The sequence below is a fragment of the Chryseobacterium ureilyticum genome, from assembly GCF_900156735.1.
Lineage (GTDB): Bacteria > Bacteroidota > Bacteroidia > Flavobacteriales > Weeksellaceae > Chryseobacterium > Chryseobacterium ureilyticum.
In genome coordinates, this window is sequence record NZ_FTOL01000007.1 from 86,102 (window position 1) to 104,997 (window position 18,896).

Annotated in this window: 21 protein-coding genes; 8 read left to right on the forward strand and 13 right to left on the reverse strand. The window is 35.7% G+C overall.

Annotated features, from left to right (window positions below):
• The first annotated feature begins 26 nt into the window (after positions 1–26).
• The 5 genes from BW983_RS17615 (at position 27) to BW983_RS17635 (ending at position 5,926) form a co-directional block, all read left to right on the forward strand.
• Positions 27–1,418 carry an RtcB family protein gene (locus tag BW983_RS17615; RefSeq protein WP_076553329.1) on the forward strand — a complete coding sequence of 464 codons (1,392 nt, stop codon included), beginning with the start codon at positions 27–29 and terminating at the stop codon, positions 1,416–1,418.
• Between the two features lie 133 nt (positions 1,419–1,551).
• Positions 1,552–2,097, forward strand: a complete 546-nt coding sequence (locus BW983_RS17620) for a nucleotidyltransferase family protein (protein ID WP_076553199.1) — start codon at positions 1,552–1,554, stop codon at positions 2,095–2,097.
• 2 nt (positions 2,098–2,099) lie between these two features.
• On the forward strand, positions 2,100–2,798 hold the full coding sequence (prfH, locus tag BW983_RS17625) for a peptide chain release factor H (protein ID WP_076553200.1): 699 nt from the start codon (positions 2,100–2,102) through the stop codon (positions 2,796–2,798).
• Positions 2,785–3,291, forward strand: coding sequence for a tetratricopeptide repeat protein (locus BW983_RS17630; RefSeq protein WP_076553201.1), 507 nt, complete (start codon positions 2,785–2,787; stop codon positions 3,289–3,291). Before prfH ends, BW983_RS17630 begins: the two co-directional genes overlap by 14 nt.
• 88 nt (positions 3,292–3,379) lie before the next feature.
• Entirely contained in the window at positions 3,380–5,926 is a 2,547-nt protein-coding gene (locus BW983_RS17635) for a T9SS-dependent M36 family metallopeptidase (RefSeq protein WP_076553202.1), read from the forward strand.
• Between the two features lie 43 nt (positions 5,927–5,969).
• Here BW983_RS17635 and BW983_RS17640 read toward each other — a convergent pair whose 3' ends face one another.
• Both BW983_RS17640 and BW983_RS17645 read right to left on the reverse strand, forming a co-directional pair.
• Positions 5,970–6,257, reverse strand: a complete 288-nt coding sequence (locus BW983_RS17640; protein WP_076553203.1) for a c-type cytochrome — start codon at positions 6,255–6,257, stop codon at positions 5,970–5,972.
• 22 nt (positions 6,258–6,279) lie between these two features.
• Positions 6,280–6,573: a c-type cytochrome gene (locus BW983_RS17645; RefSeq protein ID WP_065396379.1), complete on the reverse strand. Its 294-nt coding sequence runs from the start codon at positions 6,571–6,573 to the stop codon at positions 6,280–6,282.
• Positions 6,574–6,770: 197 nt separating this feature from the next.
• Between BW983_RS17645 and meaB the strand changes: the two genes are divergently transcribed.
• Positions 6,771–7,763: a methylmalonyl Co-A mutase-associated GTPase MeaB gene (gene meaB / locus BW983_RS17650; protein WP_076553204.1), complete on the forward strand. Its 993-nt coding sequence runs from the start codon at positions 6,771–6,773 to the stop codon at positions 7,761–7,763.
• On the opposite strand, the gene BW983_RS17655 is transcribed toward meaB, so the two are convergent.
• Complete coding sequence (locus BW983_RS17655) at positions 7,760–8,308, reverse strand: DUF4251 domain-containing protein (RefSeq protein ID WP_076553205.1); 549 nt, start codon at positions 8,306–8,308, stop codon at positions 7,760–7,762. The genes meaB and BW983_RS17655 overlap by 4 nt on opposite strands.
• Positions 8,309–8,416: 108 nt before the next feature.
• Between BW983_RS17655 and BW983_RS17660 the strand changes: the two genes are divergently transcribed.
• Both BW983_RS17660 and BW983_RS17665 read left to right on the forward strand, forming a co-directional pair.
• Entirely contained in the window at positions 8,417–9,223 is an 807-nt protein-coding gene (locus BW983_RS17660) for a M48 family metallopeptidase (protein WP_076553206.1), read from the forward strand.
• Between the two features lie 210 nt (positions 9,224–9,433).
• Complete coding sequence (locus tag BW983_RS17665) at positions 9,434–9,745, forward strand: hypothetical protein (protein ID WP_065396383.1); 312 nt, start codon at positions 9,434–9,436, stop codon at positions 9,743–9,745.
• Positions 9,746–9,783: 38 nt separating this feature from the next.
• Here the strand turns inward: BW983_RS17665 and BW983_RS17670 are convergent, their stop codons facing one another.
• The 10 genes from BW983_RS17670 to BW983_RS17715 all read right to left on the reverse strand — a co-directional run bounded on the left by BW983_RS17670 (position 9,784) and on the right by BW983_RS17715 (position 18,866).
• Entirely contained in the window at positions 9,784–10,395 is a 612-nt protein-coding gene (locus BW983_RS17670) for an outer membrane beta-barrel protein (RefSeq protein ID WP_065396384.1), read from the reverse strand.
• Entirely contained in the window at positions 10,379–11,188 is an 810-nt protein-coding gene (locus tag BW983_RS17675) for an ABC transporter ATP-binding protein (protein ID WP_076553207.1), read from the reverse strand. Before BW983_RS17675 ends, BW983_RS17670 begins: the two co-directional genes overlap by 17 nt.
• On the reverse strand, positions 11,188–11,940 hold the full coding sequence (locus BW983_RS17680) for an MlaE family ABC transporter permease (RefSeq protein ID WP_076553208.1): 753 nt from the start codon (positions 11,938–11,940) through the stop codon (positions 11,188–11,190). Before BW983_RS17680 ends, BW983_RS17675 begins: the two co-directional genes overlap by 1 nt.
• Positions 11,941–12,036: 96 nt before the next feature.
• Complete coding sequence (locus BW983_RS17685) at positions 12,037–13,407, reverse strand: exopolysaccharide biosynthesis polyprenyl glycosylphosphotransferase (protein ID WP_076553209.1); 1,371 nt, start codon at positions 13,405–13,407, stop codon at positions 12,037–12,039.
• 43 nt (positions 13,408–13,450) lie between these two features.
• Complete coding sequence (locus BW983_RS17690; protein ID WP_076553210.1) at positions 13,451–14,080, reverse strand: 7-carboxy-7-deazaguanine synthase QueE; 630 nt, start codon at positions 14,078–14,080, stop codon at positions 13,451–13,453.
• A 7-nt stretch (positions 14,081–14,087) separates the two neighbouring features.
• Positions 14,088–14,972, reverse strand: a complete 885-nt coding sequence (locus tag BW983_RS17695; RefSeq protein ID WP_065396389.1) for a bifunctional 5,10-methylenetetrahydrofolate dehydrogenase/5,10-methenyltetrahydrofolate cyclohydrolase — start codon at positions 14,970–14,972, stop codon at positions 14,088–14,090.
• 47 nt (positions 14,973–15,019) lie between these two features.
• Positions 15,020–16,660 (reverse strand): glucose-6-phosphate isomerase, encoded by a 1,641-nt coding sequence (gene pgi / locus BW983_RS17700; RefSeq protein WP_076553211.1) that lies wholly within the window; start codon positions 16,658–16,660, stop codon positions 15,020–15,022.
• Between the two features lie 206 nt (positions 16,661–16,866).
• Positions 16,867–17,472, reverse strand: coding sequence for a hypothetical protein (locus BW983_RS17705; RefSeq protein WP_076553212.1), 606 nt, complete (start codon positions 17,470–17,472; stop codon positions 16,867–16,869).
• On the reverse strand, positions 17,462–17,896 hold the full coding sequence (locus tag BW983_RS17710; RefSeq protein ID WP_394333192.1) for an RNA polymerase sigma factor: 435 nt from the start codon (positions 17,894–17,896) through the stop codon (positions 17,462–17,464). Before BW983_RS17710 ends, BW983_RS17705 begins: the two co-directional genes overlap by 11 nt.
• A gap of 100 nt (positions 17,897–17,996) precedes the next feature.
• Entirely contained in the window at positions 17,997–18,866 is an 870-nt protein-coding gene (locus tag BW983_RS17715; protein WP_076553330.1) for a TraB/GumN family protein, read from the reverse strand.
• Positions 18,867–18,896: the final 30 nt, after the last annotated feature.

An 18,896-nucleotide genomic window follows, 5' to 3' on the forward strand; every position in this document is an offset into this window, starting at 1 on the left:
TTCTGATGATTTTTAAAACAAAAACAATGGGAAATTTAAAACTAAAAGGAAAAGATATATTAAAACTGGGCTATCCAAACAATCAAAGCGTAAATGTAGCTTTGGAAGTCATGAAGAGAAATTTTGCAACTAAAAATATCCATTATGTGAAATCTCTTTTAAAAGAAATTCTGATTCATCCGGAACAATTTGAAAAAGATTTAACCTTCGGACAGATCGCAGAAACTTTACTTTCATCCAAAAAAACAGAAAAAAGGATGCTGAATTCACAGCGTGCAAACTTTCAAATCTTCGGGAATAATATTTCAGAAGAAGCAAAAAATCAGCTGTACACAGCTTTGAAACTTCCGGTTTCTGTTCAGGGCGCATTGATGCCTGATGCACATAGCGGTTATGGACTTCCAATCGGAGGAGTTTTAGCTGTAGAAAATGCAGTAATTCCTTATGGAGTAGGAATGGACATCGGCTGTAGAATGAGCCTAAGTATTTTGGATACCCCCGTTTCATATCTGAACGGAGCAAGGGATAAGTATGAAAAAGCCCTTGCTGAACATACAAAATTTGGGATGTATGAGACTCACAAATCTCATATTGACCACGAAATCTTCGATAGGGATACATTTGATTTAATCCCGATTCTTCGAAGATTAAAAGGAAAAGCCATTAAACAAATGGGATCCTCAGGAGGTGGAAATCACTTTGTAGAATTTGGAGAAGTAGAAATCACTGAAGAGGATGAACAGATAGGCTTACCCAAAGGAAAATATCTGGGAATTCTCTCTCACAGCGGTTCAAGAGGGCTTGGAGCTGAGATTGCTCAATATTACTCAAGAGTAGCTGTAGAACAATGTCCATTGCCTAAAGAAGCACAACAATTTGCATGGCTGGATTTAAGTACACATCTCGGCTTGGAGTACTGGACAGCAATGAACCTTGCGGGAGATTACGCCTCAGCCTGTCATGATGATATTCACAGAAGATTGGTAAAAGCTGTTGGGGGCAGAGTAAAGGCAAGAATTGAAAACCATCACAACTTTGCATGGAAGGAAACTCATAATGGAAAAGAGGTGATTGTTCACAGAAAAGGAGCCACTCCAGCCAATGAAAATGAACTAGGAATGATTCCCGGATCTATGACGGCAAAAGGATTCATCGTCCGTGGAAAAGGAAATCCGGATTCTTTGAACTCAGCTTCACATGGTGCAGGAAGAGCCCACTCAAGAGGAGAATGTAGAAGTCTTTTCACTCAGAATGATATCAAAAAAGAGTTGAAACTGAAAGATGTTACGTTGATGGGTGGAAATACAGAAGAAGCTCCGATGGCGTACAAAGACATCTATGAAGTGATGAATGCACAAAGCGAATTGGTAGATATCCTGGGAACATTCCAGCCGAGAATTGTCAGAATGGATAGATAAATTGAATTGATTGTTTATAGTTGGCTGTAGTCTTTTATTGAACCAACCTTATAGGTTTTTAACACCTATAAGGTTTAATGATTTCATACTCAGTTGGCTATAATCCTCAATTCATCATTAAAAAAACAAAAAAATGGGAGCACCTCATAACATAAAAAGATACGGAGAAGTCTGGCCTGAATTCAGAATTCAGTGGGGACTTGAAATTTTAGAAAAATTAAAAAATAAAGTCATTATATCTGGCGGATGGGCATGGCACTTCATGTCTGAAACAGGACATACAGAGTATAAGCATGCTCATGATCACAAGGATATAGACGTTTTTGTGGAAAAAGAAAATGTAGCTGAAGTAGTAACAATTCTTTTACAGGAAGGGTTTCAGAAGGTCTGGACCCGATACGATCATTTGCCAAGCGAAGAAAATTTTAGGCGATATGAAAAAACAGTAGAATTAGAAAATGAAAAGTTTCACAGAATCACGATCGATTTTTTTGAAAGAAATGATCTTGAGACAGTTGAAACCAATGGATTTACAGTAGTAAGACCTGATATTTTACTTTCGTTCTACAGAAACATTCACTCCAGTGATAAATGCTGGGCAGTGATGGCTGCAAAAGAATTATTGGAAAAGGGCATCAATCCTGTTGGGAACCCTTTATTAAGCAAAATGCCAAAATAACAATGGAAAAATTAATACAGATCACTTCAGGAAGAGGACCTTTAGAATGCCAGTGGGTTGTATCCAAGGTATTAAAAACCTTTCTTGAAGAAGCAAAAAATAATAATATAGATTACGAAATCATTCACCGTGAAAATGGAGATGTAAATATGACTGTGAAGTCAGTAAGTATCCTTCTAAAAGGAAAGGATTTCAAAGAATTTTTGAAGACTTGGTTGGGAAGCATCTGCTGGGAAGGCAAAAGTACATTCAGGAAGCTGCACAAACGAAGCAAATGGTTCATAGGGATATTCGAATTGGAGAACCCTGAAACTATTAATTTCAATGAAAAAGATATCAGGTTCCAGACGACGAGAAGCCAGGGAAGCGGTGGACAGAATGTCAATAAAGTGAATACAGCCGTTCGTGCCACTCATATTCCGACGAATGAATCAGTGTTTGTACAGGATACAAGATCACAATTGAATAATAAAACGCTCTCTATTATCAGATTAAAAGAAAGGGTAATGAATGTTTATATCCAGCAACTGGAAAATAGACTGAAAGAAACCTGGAACCAGCATCTGCAGGTAGAGCGTGGAAATCCAGTCCGAACATTTTCCGGTACAGATTTTAAGAATACTTACCAGGATAAATCCTTTAAGAAACAAAGGAATAGCCTTAAAAATGAATTAAAAAACTACAGCAATGACCTTAACTAAAAATAAATACTATTTTGAAGCGCTGGACTATTTTCCTTATAATATGTCCGAATGTCTGGATGCTTTGAACTATGCCCTTTCCTATGAACCTGAGGATGCAGATAGCCTGTGTTTAATGGGAAGAGTATATTCGGAGGTTTTAAAAGATTATGAAACAGGGAAAAAATACTTTGAAGAAGCAATGCAAAGTAATATTGCTAATGTAAATACTCCCAAATTTTATATTGAATGTCTTTTAAGTAATGAAGATTATGAGGAGGCAGAAAAACTTATCGAATATGCTTTAAAGATGAAAGGAATTGATAAAGCGGAAATTCTAAACTGTAAATCACTTTTATCAGAAAGGAAAGGAGATAATAAGAAAGCTTTAGAAATACTTAAGGAAGCAAGAATCTTTAGCTATTGCAGAAGTACACTTGATATTCTGGATGACAGAGAAAAACTGGTTCAGGAGAAAATGCCCGAAACTAATAAAAAAGAGGAGACTGAATAAGTCTTCTTTTTTTTTTTTGTTTTTGTATGTGATTGTAAATCTATTCGTTATTGTATTTTTTATACATTTATAAATAAAAAACTATCCCATGAATACGAAATTATGTCTATTATCATTATCTGTATTTTTTTTCTCGAATATTGTTAAAGCACAGAGCACTTTAGATGTTATTAAAGAATATTACCAAAAACAGGGATTATTGACCCAAAAGAATAGTAGTAGTGATAAAACCGATATTATTATTTTAAATGAAGATAATTCCAAGAGTTTGGGAGTAAATATTGTAAATATACAGCAAACCTTTAATGGAATAAGAGTATATAATGGATTAGGAAAAGTACTCATTAAAGAAGGTATAATATTTTCTGAAAAGAATGCTTTCAGCAGAAATATTACAATTGCAGGATTAAAACAGTCTAAAGCTCAGTTTTCAGAGGAAATTTTAAAGCAGAGGCTCGGGCTGAAAGAAGCTGTTAATATCACTTACCTTCCTGATATATACTTTGAAAATAATGGTGTATTTATTCTTGCCAAGGAGTTGATGGTTAAAGATAAAAGCTCTTCCGATGTATGGTATGTAGTTGCAGAAGCGGAAACAGGAGAAGTTTTACAGAAAATAAATCAAACTCATTACTGTAATTTTAATAATATCTCTGATAATGTAAGAATAAAGCCAGGTCTAGAACCAGTGTCATCAGTTGAGATCAATAAAGAATACAAAACATTACTACCTCCAGGAGCTTCTTATCACGTGTTTGCTTTACCCCATGAGGCTCCTTCATTTGGTTCCCGATCAATCGTTAATAATCCTTGGGATCAGACAGCATCCCCTGAAGGATGGCATTCTGACGGAACAAATAATTATACTAATACCCAGGGAAATAATGCTTATGCTTATTCAGATCAGGATAATGCAGATACCCCGGGATATTCACCTGATGGCGGAAGTAATCTTAATTTTAATTTTCCCTTTGCGGATGGACGATATGAGAACCCTATGGCTTACCGAGATGCTGCAATTACAAATCTGTTTTACATGAATAATAAGTTGCATGATATCTTCTATAGATTTGGATTTACAGAAACAGCAAGGAACTTCCAGACCAATAATTTTGATAAAGGAGGCATAGGGAATGATGCAGTAAGAGCTGAAGCTTTCGATGGAAGTGGGCTGAATAATGCATTTTTTAATTCCGGATACGAAATGATGGTGAACGGAACTCCTTTTTCTGAGGCTCCAAGAATGCAAATGTATCTTTGGGACAGAATAGAAACCGCCAATGATCCTATTATAAGATATCAGTATAATTCTCCGGCATCAATGGCCAATAGACCTACAGCTATAACAGCAGGAGCTGATTTTGGATCTCTTTTATTAAGTGGACAAGCTGTAACGGGCGATGTGATGCTTTCTATACCTGATGAAGCATGTAGTCCTTTGGTAGCAGGAAGTATGAACGGAAAGATAGGATTTGCAAAAAGAGGAACATGTAGTTATGCAAGCAAAGTGAAACGAATGGAGGAGGCAGGAGCTATTGGGGCAATTATTTATAATCCGTTAAGTGTAATCCCATTTACAATGCCCAATGATAATACAGTAGGACCTATCAATATTCCCTCTATTATGATGGGCAAAATAGAAGGAGAAAACCTGATGAATCAGCTAAACTCTGGAGTAACGGTAAATGTTACCTTAAACTTTGATTATAAAGGCTTTAAACACTCAAGCTTGGATAACGGAATTGTCACCCATGAATTTGGACATGGTATTTCAGACAGATTGACGGGACAGGGATATAACTGCCTTAATTCTGCTGAACAGATGGGAGAAGGCTGGTCAGATTATTTCGCTTTATTACTTACAGCAAGACCAGGTGATACTTCCGGTGTAGCAAGAGGATTAGGAACTTACATAAATGGAGAATCTACCACAGGAGGAGGCATAAGAATGGTAAAATATTCTCCGGATTTTACTGTAAACAATTATACGTATGCAAAAACTAATGAAGCTTTTAATTCTCATGAAATAGGTTTTGTTTGGGCTACCATGCTATGGGATCTTACCTGGAAATATGTTGAGAAATATGGGTATAACAGTGATGTCATTGCCAGTACAACTTCAGGAAATGCAAGAGTTTTACAAATTATAATGGATGGTCTGAAATTACAATCCTGTAATCCATCCTTTATAGATGCAAGAAATGCTATTCTTGAAGCAGATGCTATAGGAAATGCAGGAGCAGACCAATGCATGATATGGAACACCTTTGCCAAAAGAGGTCTTGGGCTCGGAGCCTCTGCAGGAGCTGATAATATTAGTGATGATCAGGTAGAAGATTTTACGGTACCTCAGGAATGTATAGTTACTGTAGCCTCCAAAGCCGCTAAAGAAGAAAGAAAATTTGTAGTATTTCCTAACCCGACTTATGATGAGTTTTTTGTAGGAAATATAGATCATTCTTCCAAAGAGGTAAAGATAAGAGTATTTGATATATATGGTAAACTTATATTTTCAGATTCCAGAGATTCTATTTCAAAAAAGGCAATTTCTACAAAAGGATTTGTAAAAGGAATTTATATGGTACATATTCAGCAGGGTAATAAAGTACAAACAGAAAAACTGATTGTAAGATAAATTTTTACCATGAAAAGAGAAAAATAAGCTTTCCTTGGAAAGCTTATTTTTTATTTACAGAGATCAGATAATCATACACCATTTGATGCTGATCATCATTCAGTTTAGCTTTAGGAGCCATTCTGCTCAGCGTATTGATCCAACCCTGATTGTCATGCTTGGTGGGTTCCGGCAGTTTATGGCATTTAGCACAGGAATTCTCAAAAATGGTTTTTCCCTGAGCCAATTGCTCAGATGAGGTATACTTCGGTCCTGTTACGGCTGTACTTTTGGGTCCACAGGAAATCAGGAATGCTGATGCTGCAATACCGCTTAAGATTAGTTTTTTCATACCTTTATTTTTGTTTGGTGAATTACTTTTTCACAGAAACAATGTAATCATAAACCCATTTGTGCTGGTCGTCCGTAAGTTTTGCCTTTGGAGCCATTGCATTCATGATGCCTACCCATTGTACAGAATTATGTGAAGTAGGGTCAGGTAATTTATGACACTTTCCACAAGAATTCTCAAAAATAGTTTTTCCCTGAGCAATCTCTTCAGCAGTAGATGTTGAAGTTCCGGCTGTAGCAGCTGCAGTAGATGCTTTTGGAGTACAGGAAACTAAAAGGATAGCAGTAAACGATGCCGCAGCAATGAGTTTTTTCATGTTTCTTATTTTTGATATATAACAAATGTAATAAATTCCGGAACCCGTTGATACAGCGTGTTCTAGTTTTAATTTAGAAGAAATAAAAATTAAATTAACAAGAATGTGGAATACGAAATCAACACGTTTTATCCTTTTCTCTTTTCATTGGATCTCAGCTATTGACCATTCACTTTTTAATTATTAATTTTGAATCAATGAAATTTTCTACAGAAGAACTAATAGAAGGAATAAAATCAGGAAACAAACGCCTGATTGCAAAAGCTATTACTTTAGTTGAAAGTAAAAAAGCGGAGCACAGAATACAGGCAGAAGATCTTCTGAAAAGAATTATGCCTTTAACGGGAAATTCCATAAGAGTAGGAGTGACAGGAGTTCCCGGTGCCGGAAAATCCACATTCATTGAAAGTTTCGGTAGATTGGCAATCGCTCAGGGTAAAAAAGTTGCTGTTCTTGCCATAGATCCAAGTTCTTCAATCAATAAAGGAAGTATTCTCGGCGATAAAACCCGTATGGAAGAACTTGCCAAAGAAGAAAACGCATTTATTCGCCCTTCCCCGAGTTCAGGATTTCTGGGTGGCGTCGCCAATACAACATTCGAGACGATGATGATCTGTGAAGCAGCAGGTTATGATTATATTTTAATTGAAACCGTTGGTGTAGGGCAGTCAGAAGTTTTGGTTGCTGATATTACTGATGTTTTCTTATTCCTTAAAATCATCGGTGGTGGAGATGAATTGCAGGGAATAAAAAGAGGAATCATGGAAATGGTGGATGTTATTTTTATCAATAAAGTAGATCCGGATAATTTCCAGAAAGCAAAAAATACAAGACTCGAATTAAAAAGAGCGCTAGACTTTATTCCTCCGAAAGAAAAAGACTGGAAAATTCCTGTTTTATTGGGTTCTGCTCTGAAAAATGAAGGATTACAGGAAATCTATGATAAAATTTCAGAGTTTATAGAGCTTAAAAAGAAAGCCGGAAGGTTTGATGAGGTTCGTACCCAACAGGCAGAAAAGCGTTTTGAATATTGGGTTCAGGAATATATTCTTTCCCTGATGAAGAAAAGCAATACGGTAGAAGAAGCCTATCAGATGCATAAAAAAAATGCTTCAGAGATGGTTTCCAATCCAAGCACTGAAGCAAAATTATTTGTTGAAAAATTTTTATCGGGAGAAAACAGAGATTAAAGTTTTTCTTTTTCCTGTTTTACCTCTATTTTAGAAATATAGCCGTCATAGGAGATCGGTTGTCTGTCATTACTTTTTATAGAAACAAATGCTTTACCGTTTTTGAAGATTTCAATAATGATTTCTTGTGTAGTTTTTACATCATTAGGCTTAATTCTTACAATCCATTTGCCCTTTTTGTTTTGAGTTTTATCAATGGTAAAGTCCTTTGAAGTGAATCTGTATCCATTGTCATTCGTGTTTCCGTAAGTAGGATTAAATAATCTTCCGAAGTAAGGTAATACTACGTCTACGCTGCTTTTAGTAACATCAATAGTATAATCTCCGTTTAAGTTCAACATTCTTGTAGACGTTGAATTGGGCATCGAATTCATGACATTGATGACATCATAATTCGTGGGATTCGCTCTTTGTGCATAGAAAGTAAACTCCTGAGAATCTACCAATGTATTCACTACTGCAGGATCTGAAGAACCCTGGGATGCACAGCTCTGAAAAAAGAACAATGCCCCGAAAATCATCAGAAGAGAAATATACTTTTTCATGATCAATATAAATTAATTAAATTTAAACAGCAAAATGTATGCAAATATATTCTTTCTGGAATATTTTGGAATAAAAATTGTTAAGGTTGAATTATTAACACTCAAACTATGAAAGTTACACATCTATTAGGATTTGGAGCATTCGCTCTGTCGATCGCTGCCTGTACTACGAACCCGATTACTGGAAGGTCGTCTTTACAGTTGGCGAATAATTCAGAAATACTAACAATGTCTGCACAGGAATACAAAACGACATTGTCTAAAGGTAAGCTTATTACCGGAACAGCAGATGCAAAGAGAGTGGTAAATGTAGGAAACAGAATAAAAAACGCAGCTGAAAGATATTACCAGAGTATAGGAAGATCAGCAGATCTTGCCAATTATAGCTGGGAATTTGCTCTTTTACAAAGTAATGAACTAAATGCATGGTGTATGCCTGGAGGTAAAGTAGCTGTTTATACAGGAATTTTACCCGTTACAAAAGATGATAACGGACTTGCCGTAGTAATGGGACATGAAGTTTCACACGCATTGGCTGGTCACGGAAACGAAAGAATTTCACAAGCGATGATGGCTCAGTATGGAGGAGCTATCCTTGGAGGAGCTATTTCAAATGCACAATGGGCAAGTGTTTTCCAGAAAGTATATCCTATCGGATCGCAGGTTGCTTTATTGAAATATGGTAGAGGGCAAGAATCAGAAGCTGATGAAATGGGACTTTACCTGATGTCTATGGCTGGATATGATCCAAGAGCCGCAATCCCTTTCTGGAATAGAATGGAAGCCGCTTCTTCAGGAGCAAGACAACCGGAATTCTTATCTACTCACCCGAGCCCGGATACAAGAATCTCAGATATTAATAAAGACTTACCAAAAGCTTTAGAATATTATAAAGCTGCAGGAGGAAAAATATAGCTTATGCTTATTATAGAGAGGAGGACTGGTTTTTTTAATTAAGTCCTTCTTTTTGTTTATAGCAATTTTTTATTGGAAAAGAAAGGTTCGTGAAATAAGGTCGTTTATTAAAACATTCACAGAATTAAAATTCTATTCCCAGGCAAGGGCTTATTAATTTTTTAGTAAATTTGATAAGGCTTTTAAAAATAATCACTTAAACACAATATTATGAAGAGTTTATCAATTACCGGGCTTATTCTTTTAGCAGTTTCTGCTTTACTTTTTTATTTGACTACTGATTTTGCTGTAGAGCAGATCAAAATTTCTCATATCATGGGAATGATGGCTGGGGTTGGTATTGGACTGATCATTGGCGGAATGGTAGGCTACGTAAGTAAAGGTAGCGCGATAAGAGCTGAACAAAAGAAAAAAGAATTTAAGCAGCTTCAGAAAGACAAAGAAGAATTGGAAAAACAGGCTGCCGATATTGCAAAGCGTCAGGCTGAGCTTGAAAATCAAAATAAAAATCCTCAAATATAAAATTTGAGGATTTTAAAGTTGTTATTTTCGAGAGTTGATTAAAATTTATATCCCAAACCTAGCATAAATAAATTAGGTCTGTTATCATATCTGATTTCCGAACCGGAAACTCTATTGATAAAATTTCTTTCATCCTTGCTGAATGCTCCTTCATATCTTGCATTTACAATAAGCTTTTTGATTTCAAGCTGTGCCCCAAATTGATATCCTACTGTAAAATCATTTTTTGCATTTTCCTTGAAGTCATTGTAAGTGTTGTCCTTACTTAAGTTGAAGCTTCCTACAGGTCCTACAAATACCCCAAGCATATTCCCTAAAACGTTGTATCCTAAAAGAACAGGAACGTCAATACGGTTGCTTTTTACATCAAAAGTAGTATTTTCAGTAGTGAATTCATTCTTAAAGTGAGTGTAATAAACCTCCGGCATTAAGAACAATGAAGTAGGTAATCCTACCTTTAATGAAAGACCCACATTGAATCCTACATTGTTTTTTCCTGTTCCTTCTACTGCATCAGTCACCGTTCCTTTAATATTGGACCATGAAGGTGAGCCGGTAGGAAAGATTAAGTTTGCTTTACCTGCCAATGAGATCTGTGCAGAAGCCCACATTGAAAACCCTATTAACGCTATACTAAGTACCTTTTTCATTATCGTCTAATTTTGTATTCTCAATCGTTTTATTATTTTCAAGTAAATATTCTCTCAGCTCTTTAAACAGTTCTGAAGAATAAACGAAGTCAATCAGGTTTTTATTGCCTGCAGTGATAAGGATGTCTTTATTCCCTTCCCATTCTTTGATTCCGAGTCTTAGGTATACAATTTTCTCGCCAATCGTCATTACAGAGTTCATATCGTGTGTATTGATGATGGTTGTTGTATTATATTCCTTGGTAATCTCATACAGAAGATCATCGATGATCTTTGATGTATAAGGGTCTAATCCGGAATTCGGTTCATCACAGAATAAATATTTCGGGTTGTTTACAATAGCTCTTGCAATGGCAACCCTTTTCTGCATTCCTCCTGAAATTTCAGACGGATATTTTTTTTCAGCATTATCAAGGTGTACTCTTCCGATTACCTCAAAAACTCTTTTCTTTTTCTCTCTGTATGTAAGATTGGTAAACATATCCAATGGGAACATGATATTTTCTTCTACAGTTAAAGAGTCAAATAAAGCACTTCCCTGGAATACGGTTCCGATTTCTGAGCGAAGATGTTGTTTCTGCTCACGGTTCATAGTATTCACATCACGTCCATCAAACAGAATTTCTCCTGATGATGGCATATAAACGTTCAATAAGCTTTTAAGGAATACTGTTTTTCCGGAACCACTTTGTCCAATGATGAGATTTACCTTTCCTTTATCAAATGAAGTTGAAATTCCCTTAAGTACTTCAACATCGCCAAAACTTTTCTTAAGATCTTTTACCTCAATCATTAGCTTAATATTAATTGGGTTAAAATTAATTCGGAAATGATAATAAATACCATTGTCCATACTACAGCTTGTGTACTGGCTCTACCAACTTCCAAAGATCCTCCTTTTACATTGTATCCAAAATAAGAAGGAACCGTTGCAATAATGAATGCAAAAACAGTAGTTTTTGTAAATGCATAATAGATAAATAAATTAGGCATGTACATCTGAATACCCGTTATATAATCATTCGGTGTCCAGTTTCCTGTTAACAGCCCTGCAATATAACCACCACCAATACCAAATACAATACTGATAGCAATAAGAAGGGGGTTGAAAATCATACAGGCAATGATTTTTGGAAATATCAAGAAATTGGGTGAATTTACTCCCATAATATCCAATGCATCAATCTGTTCGGAAACTCTCATTGTTCCAATACTGGATGCAATGTATGAACCTACTTTACCCGCTAAAATTAAACTGATAATGGTAGGAGCAAACTCCAAAATAAGTACTGCTTTTGTTGCATATCCAACGAATGCAGGTGGAATGGGAAAAGAAGAAGCGTCAAAGTTATTGAACATTTGAATCGCTACTACAGCTCCTACAAATATTGATGTGAAGATTACAAGTCCGAAAGAATTTACTCCCAAATCATTAATTTCTCTCATGAACAGCTTCCAAAAAACCCTCATTTTCTGGGGTTTCTGCAGGGATTTTCCTAGAAGGATAATATATTCCCCTACTGCTGTGAAAAACTTTTTTAACATACTGCTAAATTAGACTTTTTTATTGAAATAGGCTAGGGTTGAATTGAAGACTGAAGTCCGGAAAATGTTAAAATTATCCTAACCTTAAACCTAGCTTTATTTTGCGTTTTTATCACCTCCAATGACAAGAAGGACTGTTTTTAATATAATAACGAGGTCCAGAACAAAGCTCCAGTTCCTTACATAGAATGCATCAGCTAATACCCGTTTTTTCATTTCTACTTCCACATCACCGAAATCTCCGCGAAGTCCGTTTACCTGCGCCAGTCCGGTAATACCAGGGCTTACCATGCTTCTTAAACTGTATCTGCCGATTTTAGGTTTATAATAATTATCAACAGCCAGCATGTGAGGGCGTGGTCCCACAACAGACATTTGTCCTTTCAATACATTGATAAACTGTGGAAGCTCATCAAGGCTGGTTTTCCTTAAAAACTTACCTATTGAAGTTATTCTAGAGTCATTTTCGCTGGTCGTTTTTGTTGTGGATTCGTTATTCACCACCATTGTTCTGAATTTAATACAATTAAATACCTCTTCATGGAAACCATATCTTTTCTGAAGGAAAAAAACAGGTCCTTTTGAAGTCATTTTAATGAAGAGGGCAATGATCGGAAACATCCATGAACAAAAAACAATCAATACTAATATTGAAAAGATAATATCAAATGCTCTTTTCATCAGGAAATTGGAATAATAATCCAATGGGTATCTTGCCTGATTAAGAACGGGCTGAGTCTGTATATAAGCTAAATCATATAGGAAAAAATCACTTTGAGTAATACTTGGAATCAGTGAAATATGAACCTTATTTTCTTCTGCTAATCTGAAAATTTCAGATTCTGATCTTTCATCGTAGGAATTTTCTGTGGATAAAAATAGGGTATGAATTCCGTTTTTTTTCCAGAGATTAACTAATTCATCAGTACTAATATCTTTATTTTCCTGTTCGAATATCCTGTATCCATAATCTTTACGATCTTTAAATATATTTTTTAAGATCTCGGTAGAATCACCATCTCCCAAAAACATAATATTCCTGTAGTTTACTCCTAAAGATCTCAGATATTTAATGGAGAAATAAATGAGTGATTTCGCCAGAAAAATGAAGATAAACAGATAAAATGAAAGCCAATATATATCCGAATTAAAAAACACATTATTGCTGACCTTTCCGATAAGCAAAACACCTAAAATGAAGAATATAAAGTGTACCAAAAGCCTTTCAAGAAACAGAGTATAAGTTAAGTTTCTTGGGATATTGTATATTTTTGTTCTACCACTCAGAAGTACCCAGAACAAAAATATGAGAATAAGAGAAAAGGTATTTTGATACCAGGTTTCTTTATGGTATTTTAGGTTTTCGTTTCTGCTTATAAAAAAGAATATGAAGATAGATGCAATAACCATGAGGTCAAGCAAAATAATGATCGATTTGAGGTATCTAGAGTATCGAATTCTCTGCATCTATCAAGGTTATTACGGAAACGGTTAGCTAATGTACATCTTTTTATGGGATATTCAGGTATTTATGGGTCTGAACAGAAGCCTGCCATTCCGGGTGTTCCAAGATGAAGTCTGTAATTTTAGGATACATATCATCTCGTTTACTCCACTCACTTTGAAGATAAAGTTTACAGTTTTCTGAAACTTTTGAAGCCTGCTCCTGAGCAAATTCAAAGTCATGATTATTGAAAACGATTACTTTAAGTTCGTGTGCTTTCTGATAGATTTCTTGTTTTGGAAGTCCTGTTTTCTTTGGAGAGAGGGTAATCCAGTCCAGATGTCCGCTCATAGGATATGCTCCTGAAGTTTCAATGTGGATTGTACATCCCAGTTCTTTTAGTTTGGAAGTAAGGATTTCCAGGTTCCAGGTTAGAGGTTCTCCCCCTGTAAGAACTATTGTTTTACAATGTTTGGCTGCGGTTTCTGCAATTTCTACGGCATCCATCAACGGATGAAGCTCAGGATCCCAGCTTTCCTTTACATCACACCAATGACACCCGACGTCACAGCCTCCTAATCTGATGAAATAAGCGGCTTTTCCGGTGTGTGCTCCTTCTCCTTGTAAAGTGTAAAAATGCTCCATCACAGGGAGCATTTTACCTTCTTTTAATAAAATATCTTGTTCTTTATTCATTTTAAAATTAGTCGTTATAGACCGAAGTTTTATAAGCAATGATCGTGTTTTTCATCAACATCGCTCTCGTCATTGGTCCTACTCCTCCAGGTACTGGTGTGATCCAGCTTGCCTTTGCTGCGCAGCTATCAAAATCTACGTCACCGGCAAGGTAATATCCTTTTGGAGAGTCATCATCTACTCTTGTAATTCCAACGTCTACGATTACAGCTCCGTCTTTGATCATTTCCCCTTTTAGGAAGTGTGGATCTCCCAACGCTGTAATAACGATGTCTGCTTTTTTAGTATATTCTTCGATGTCTTTAGTATATGAGTGGGTAAGTGTTACCGTAGAGTTTCCAGGGAAATCTTTTCTTCCCATAAGAATACTCATTGGTCTTCCTACAATTTTACTTCTTCCGATGATTACACAGTCTTTTCCTTTAGTCTCAATATTATATCTTTCCAATAATGTTAAGATTCCGAAAGGAGTAGCAGGTAAGAAAGTATCCATTTCTAAAGCCATTTTTCCAAAGTTTTCAGGGTGGAATCCATCCACGTCTTTTCTTGGATCAATAGCATTGATGATTTTCTCCTGATCTACCTGATCCGGTAAAGGCAACTGAACGATAAATCCGTCAACTGCTTTAGATTTATTCAGCTCGTCAATTTTTTCCAATAGTTCAGATTCTGAAACTGTACTTGGGAATTTGATTAAGCTTGATTGGAATCCTACTTCCTCGCAGTCTTTCACTTTAGCATTTACATAAGCTTTACTTGCTCCGTTGTTTCCAACTAGGATTGCTACCAAGTGTGGAGCTCTTCTTTTGCTTGCAAGGATTTTTTCTACTTCAACCTTGATCTCAGCTTTTATTTCCTTGGATACTTTAAGTCCGTCAAGAATTTCTGCCATTTTTACTTTTTACTTTTATTTAGATTTACTTTTTACTTTCTTTTTTACTATTTGAATTCTTTATAATAGTTAATTAATCCATTGGTAGAACTATCATGTGAATTTATTTCCTCGCTGTTTTCAAGCTCGGGTAAGATTTTGTTAGCGAGCACTTTACCTAGTTCAACACCAAATTGATCAAAGCTGAAAATATTCCAGATAACACCCTGAACGAAGATTTTATGTTCATATAGAGCAATTAATTGTCCTAATGAAAAAGGAGTTAATTCCTTGAATAACATTGAGTTAGTAGGAGTGTTTCCATGGAAGACTTTGTAGTTTAATAACCTGTCAATTTCTTCATCGGATTTTCCTGCGTTTGTAAGTTCTTCTTCTACTTCTTCTTCTGTTTTACCGAATGCTAATGCTTCAGTCTGAGCGAAAAAGTTTGCTAATAATTTATCCTGATGATCAGAAACTTTATTACTGCTTTTCGCGTATGCAATAAAATCTGCAGGAATCAATTCAGTACCCTGGTGAATCAATTGATAGAATGCATGTTGCCCGTTTGTTCCAGGTTCTCCCCAGATGATTGGTCCTGTTTCATATTCTACGAATTCACCGTTTCTGTCAACACATTTTCCGTTACTTTCCATATCTCCCTGTTGAAGATACGCCGCAAATCTGTCAAGATATTGTGAGTAAGGAAGAATAGCGTAGCTTGTAGCTGCATAGAAATTACGGTACCAGATTCCAAGAAGTCCCATCAATACCGGAACGTTTTCAGAGAAATCTGCAGTCTGGAAATGTTGATCGGTATCAAAAGCTCCTTTTAAAAGCTGTTCGAAGTTTTCATATCCTACTGCCAATACGATGCTTAGACCTATTGCACTCCAAAGAGAGTATCTTCCGCCTACCCAGTCCCAGAATTCGAAAATGTTCTCTTCTGCAATTCCGAAGTTTTTTACAGCTTCAATATTCGTGGATAAAGCAACAAAGTGTTTTGCCACATCTTCCTGTTTCCCAGCTTTTAAGAACCAGTCTTTAGCAGAATTTGCATTGGTCATTGTTTCCTGAGTGGTAAACGTTTTGGACGCAACGATGAATAATGTAGTTTCAGGATTAAGGTTTTTCACAACCTCTGCAATATGATTTCCGTCCACATTAGAAACAAAGTGAACGTTCAGTCTTGTTTTAAAATGCTTTAAAGCAGAACAAACCATTACCGGACCAAGGTCTGAACCTCCGATTCCGATATTCACAACATCAGTAATTTCTTTTCCACTGAAACCTTTGTGTTCTCCTGAAATAATCTTCTCAGAAAAAGTTTTCATGTGATCCAATACTCTTTTGATCTGTGGTTTTATATTTTCTCCGTCTACCAAAATTTCACGATCAGAGAAATCTCTTAATGCAGTGTGTAATACCGCTCTTCCTTCTGTCTCATTGATCTTATCTCCAGAAAACATTTTTGAAATAGCGTCTTTAAGCTGACATTCTTCTGCCAGTTGTAATAAAAGATCTTTAGTTCTGGAATCGATCAGGTTTTTAGAATAATCAAAAAGGTAATTATCCTTTTGTAAAGAAAATTCATTAAAACGGTTTGGATTATACTGGAAAAGACTTCTTAATTCAAGATCACTTCCTGCAAAATGTTCGTCAAGGGCTTTCCAGCTGTTCGTTTGTGTTGGGTTTATTTTTGATAGCATGTTTTGAGAATTTATAGTTCAGAAAGGAGTATATAGGATCAAAATCTTTAGAAAGCCATAACACTTTATTTCTGATCTGCAAATTTAAGGAAAAATAAAACCTCAGATAAATTTGAGGATGATAAATAACGATTTTTTAAAAAACAAAACCTCAGATCAATTCTGAGGTTTACTTTTATCTCCTTAAAAATACTTTTTTCTGAATTTTATTCATCCATTTCATTCAGAATATTTTCTAATTGTTTAGCCTGTCTTCCATAGATGTATTTAGTCCATAGGATAACGCTGACTACCACGGAAAGTGTTCCTATCAAAACAGCAATGATTAAAGCTGCCTGGTTGGCGTTTGTAAGTTCAGAAAGATTTTTCCCTTTTTTCTCTAAAACATTATAGATTGCCAATCCAATAGTAACAAGGAAGTGTGGAAGCAGTAAAAACCCAAATGACTGGTATCTTTCCATATTCAATCTAAGCTCGTGGTAGATTTTCCAAAGGCTATTTTTGGTGTTTCCCGTATAAAGTTCCGTTTGTTTATAAAACTTATAAAATCCGTACAGATAATACGTAGATATAACCACCATCATGGTATAAGATATATAATAAATAATATATTGTGATGCTGGAAAACCCAGTTGAAAAGGGAAAAGCCCGATAAGAATAATAGCAATAACCTGCATAGGAAATTCCTTTTTCATACTTTTCTGAATTTTCTCGATAGGGTGCTTACTTTCCTTTAGCTGTTCTATATTGTCAGGAATATTGACGTTTCCGTCCTCATTATTCCATTGTTCTTTTAATTGATCAAAATTCATAACCTGATTTTTTTATGATTTGCTGTATTTTTTCTTTTGTTCTGTTGAGTTTTACACGGGCGTTTCCTTCGCTAAGCCCGAGATTACTTCCGATTTCTTTATGTGACATTCCTTCCATGAAATAGAATATAACGGCTTTCTCCAGGGAATTCAGTTTCTGTACGGCACTGTAGAAGATTTCAAGTTGTTTATCCTTGGTAGGATTATAATCCTCTTGCTGTACCTCAAAATGGTGTGGCGTATCTGTATGGTTTTTTGATCTCTGCTTTTCCTTTTTTAAATAAGTAATGGCAGTATTGATGGCGACACGATACATCCATGTGGAAAACTCGCTGTTTCCTTTGAAGTTTTGATATGATTTCCAAAGCTGGATAAGGATTTCCTGCTGGAGATCTTCCCGGTCTTCTATAGAATCTGCATAGATCCGGGAAGCTTTATATAAAATGCCTTTGTGCTGATTGATAAGCTTTAGAAAGGCGGTTTCAGTTGGACTACTCACAGTAATTTCATGGTTAGGTTTGTGATTATTGAGCTACCGGTTTTACGGTATATCCTTTTGATTTCAGAAGATAAATTAATCCGTTTTCTCCCCAAAGATGACCGCTTCCCACTGCAAAGAAAGTGCTTTTATCCTTCATGATTTGTGGCATCGTTTCTACCCATTTAATATTTCGGTCAGTCAGAACATATTTTTCCTGTTCTTTATTCATGAATTTTGGATCTTTGATAAGCTTGTCCAGATCTTTCAGATTTTCATTTTTAAATGCTTCAGTCATCTTTTTTGATGCAATACTGTATTCATTACCAAGTTTAAGTTGAGATATTGTTTCTTTCAGGCTGTATGCTTTTCCAATTGCATAGATCTGATCATCTACTTTTTCTAAACCGCCCACACTTTTCTTAGCTTCCAATGCTTTTTTTAACAATTCTATCTCATACATTTTTAGCTCATTTTGAGGACATGGAATCGCTTTGGTTGCAATAAGGGAATATAATGCCTGCGCGCTGTGGTTTTCTACTTTCTTCAGATCAGTTCCGTAGTCTGCAAGTACCTTATTCAGTTCTGTAGCTTCAGTAGAGGTAAGTTGTTCAGATATCTTTTTATCTGCAGACATCATTTTCTGCATGGCAAGCATTTCGTTTTGATCTGTGTAATTGATTTCCATTACAAAATTTTCAGACTTATTAAGTGCATTCCAAACCTTAGGTTTGATATCAAAATCTTTGCTGCATAAGATATGAAATGTTCCGGCAATATAAGATGGTTTAGAAAGACCATTTCCAGATACTTCCCATAGAAGGCTGTTGCTTTCTGTATTCTTTTTTTGTGCGTTTGCAGTCATAGTGTTCATTGATAATAATGCTGCGAATCCAAGTTTAACTAAAGTTTTCATATTATTGATTTTTTTGATTTTCTGTTCTTT

Coding starts and splice junctions, on each gene's coding strand:
- BW983_RS17695 (WP_065396389.1), bottom strand. CDS start 14,972: ATGGCAGAAATTCTTGACGGACTTAAAGTATCCAAGGAAATAAAAGCT.
- BW983_RS17615 (WP_076553329.1), top strand. CDS start 27: ATGGGAAATTTAAAACTAAAAGGAAAAGATATATTAAAACTGGGCTAT.
- BW983_RS17680 (WP_076553208.1), bottom strand. CDS start 11,940: ATGTTAAAAAAGTTTTTCACAGCAGTAGGGGAATATATTATCCTTCTA.
- BW983_RS17665 (WP_065396383.1), top strand. CDS start 9,434: ATGAAGAGTTTATCAATTACCGGGCTTATTCTTTTAGCAGTTTCTGCT.
- BW983_RS17660 (WP_076553206.1), top strand. CDS start 8,417: ATGAAAGTTACACATCTATTAGGATTTGGAGCATTCGCTCTGTCGATC.
- BW983_RS17620 (WP_076553199.1), top strand. CDS start 1,552: ATGGGAGCACCTCATAACATAAAAAGATACGGAGAAGTCTGGCCTGAA.
- pgi (WP_076553211.1), bottom strand. CDS start 16,660: ATGCTATCAAAAATAAACCCAACACAAACGAACAGCTGGAAAGCCCTT.
- prfH (WP_076553200.1), top strand. CDS start 2,100: ATGGAAAAATTAATACAGATCACTTCAGGAAGAGGACCTTTAGAATGC.
- BW983_RS17715 (WP_076553330.1), bottom strand. CDS start 18,866: ATGAAAACTTTAGTTAAACTTGGATTCGCAGCATTATTATCAATGAAC.
- BW983_RS17685 (WP_076553209.1), bottom strand. CDS start 13,407: ATGCAGAGAATTCGATACTCTAGATACCTCAAATCGATCATTATTTTG.
- BW983_RS17655 (WP_076553205.1), bottom strand. CDS start 8,308: ATGAAAAAGTATATTTCTCTTCTGATGATTTTCGGGGCATTGTTCTTT.
- BW983_RS17645 (WP_065396379.1), bottom strand. CDS start 6,573: ATGAAAAAACTCATTGCTGCGGCATCGTTTACTGCTATCCTTTTAGTT.
- BW983_RS17670 (WP_065396384.1), bottom strand. CDS start 10,395: ATGAAAAAGGTACTTAGTATAGCGTTAATAGGGTTTTCAATGTGGGCT.
- meaB (WP_076553204.1), top strand. CDS start 6,771: ATGAAATTTTCTACAGAAGAACTAATAGAAGGAATAAAATCAGGAAAC.
- BW983_RS17675 (WP_076553207.1), bottom strand. CDS start 11,188: ATGATTGAGGTAAAAGATCTTAAGAAAAGTTTTGGCGATGTTGAAGTA.
- BW983_RS17690 (WP_076553210.1), bottom strand. CDS start 14,080: ATGAATAAAGAACAAGATATTTTATTAAAAGAAGGTAAAATGCTCCCT.
- BW983_RS17635 (WP_076553202.1), top strand. CDS start 3,380: ATGAATACGAAATTATGTCTATTATCATTATCTGTATTTTTTTTCTCG.
- BW983_RS17630 (WP_076553201.1), top strand. CDS start 2,785: ATGACCTTAACTAAAAATAAATACTATTTTGAAGCGCTGGACTATTTT.
- BW983_RS17705 (WP_076553212.1), bottom strand. CDS start 17,472: ATGAATTTTGATCAATTAAAAGAACAATGGAATAATGAGGACGGAAAC.
- BW983_RS17640 (WP_076553203.1), bottom strand. CDS start 6,257: ATGAAAAAACTAATCTTAAGCGGTATTGCAGCATCAGCATTCCTGATT.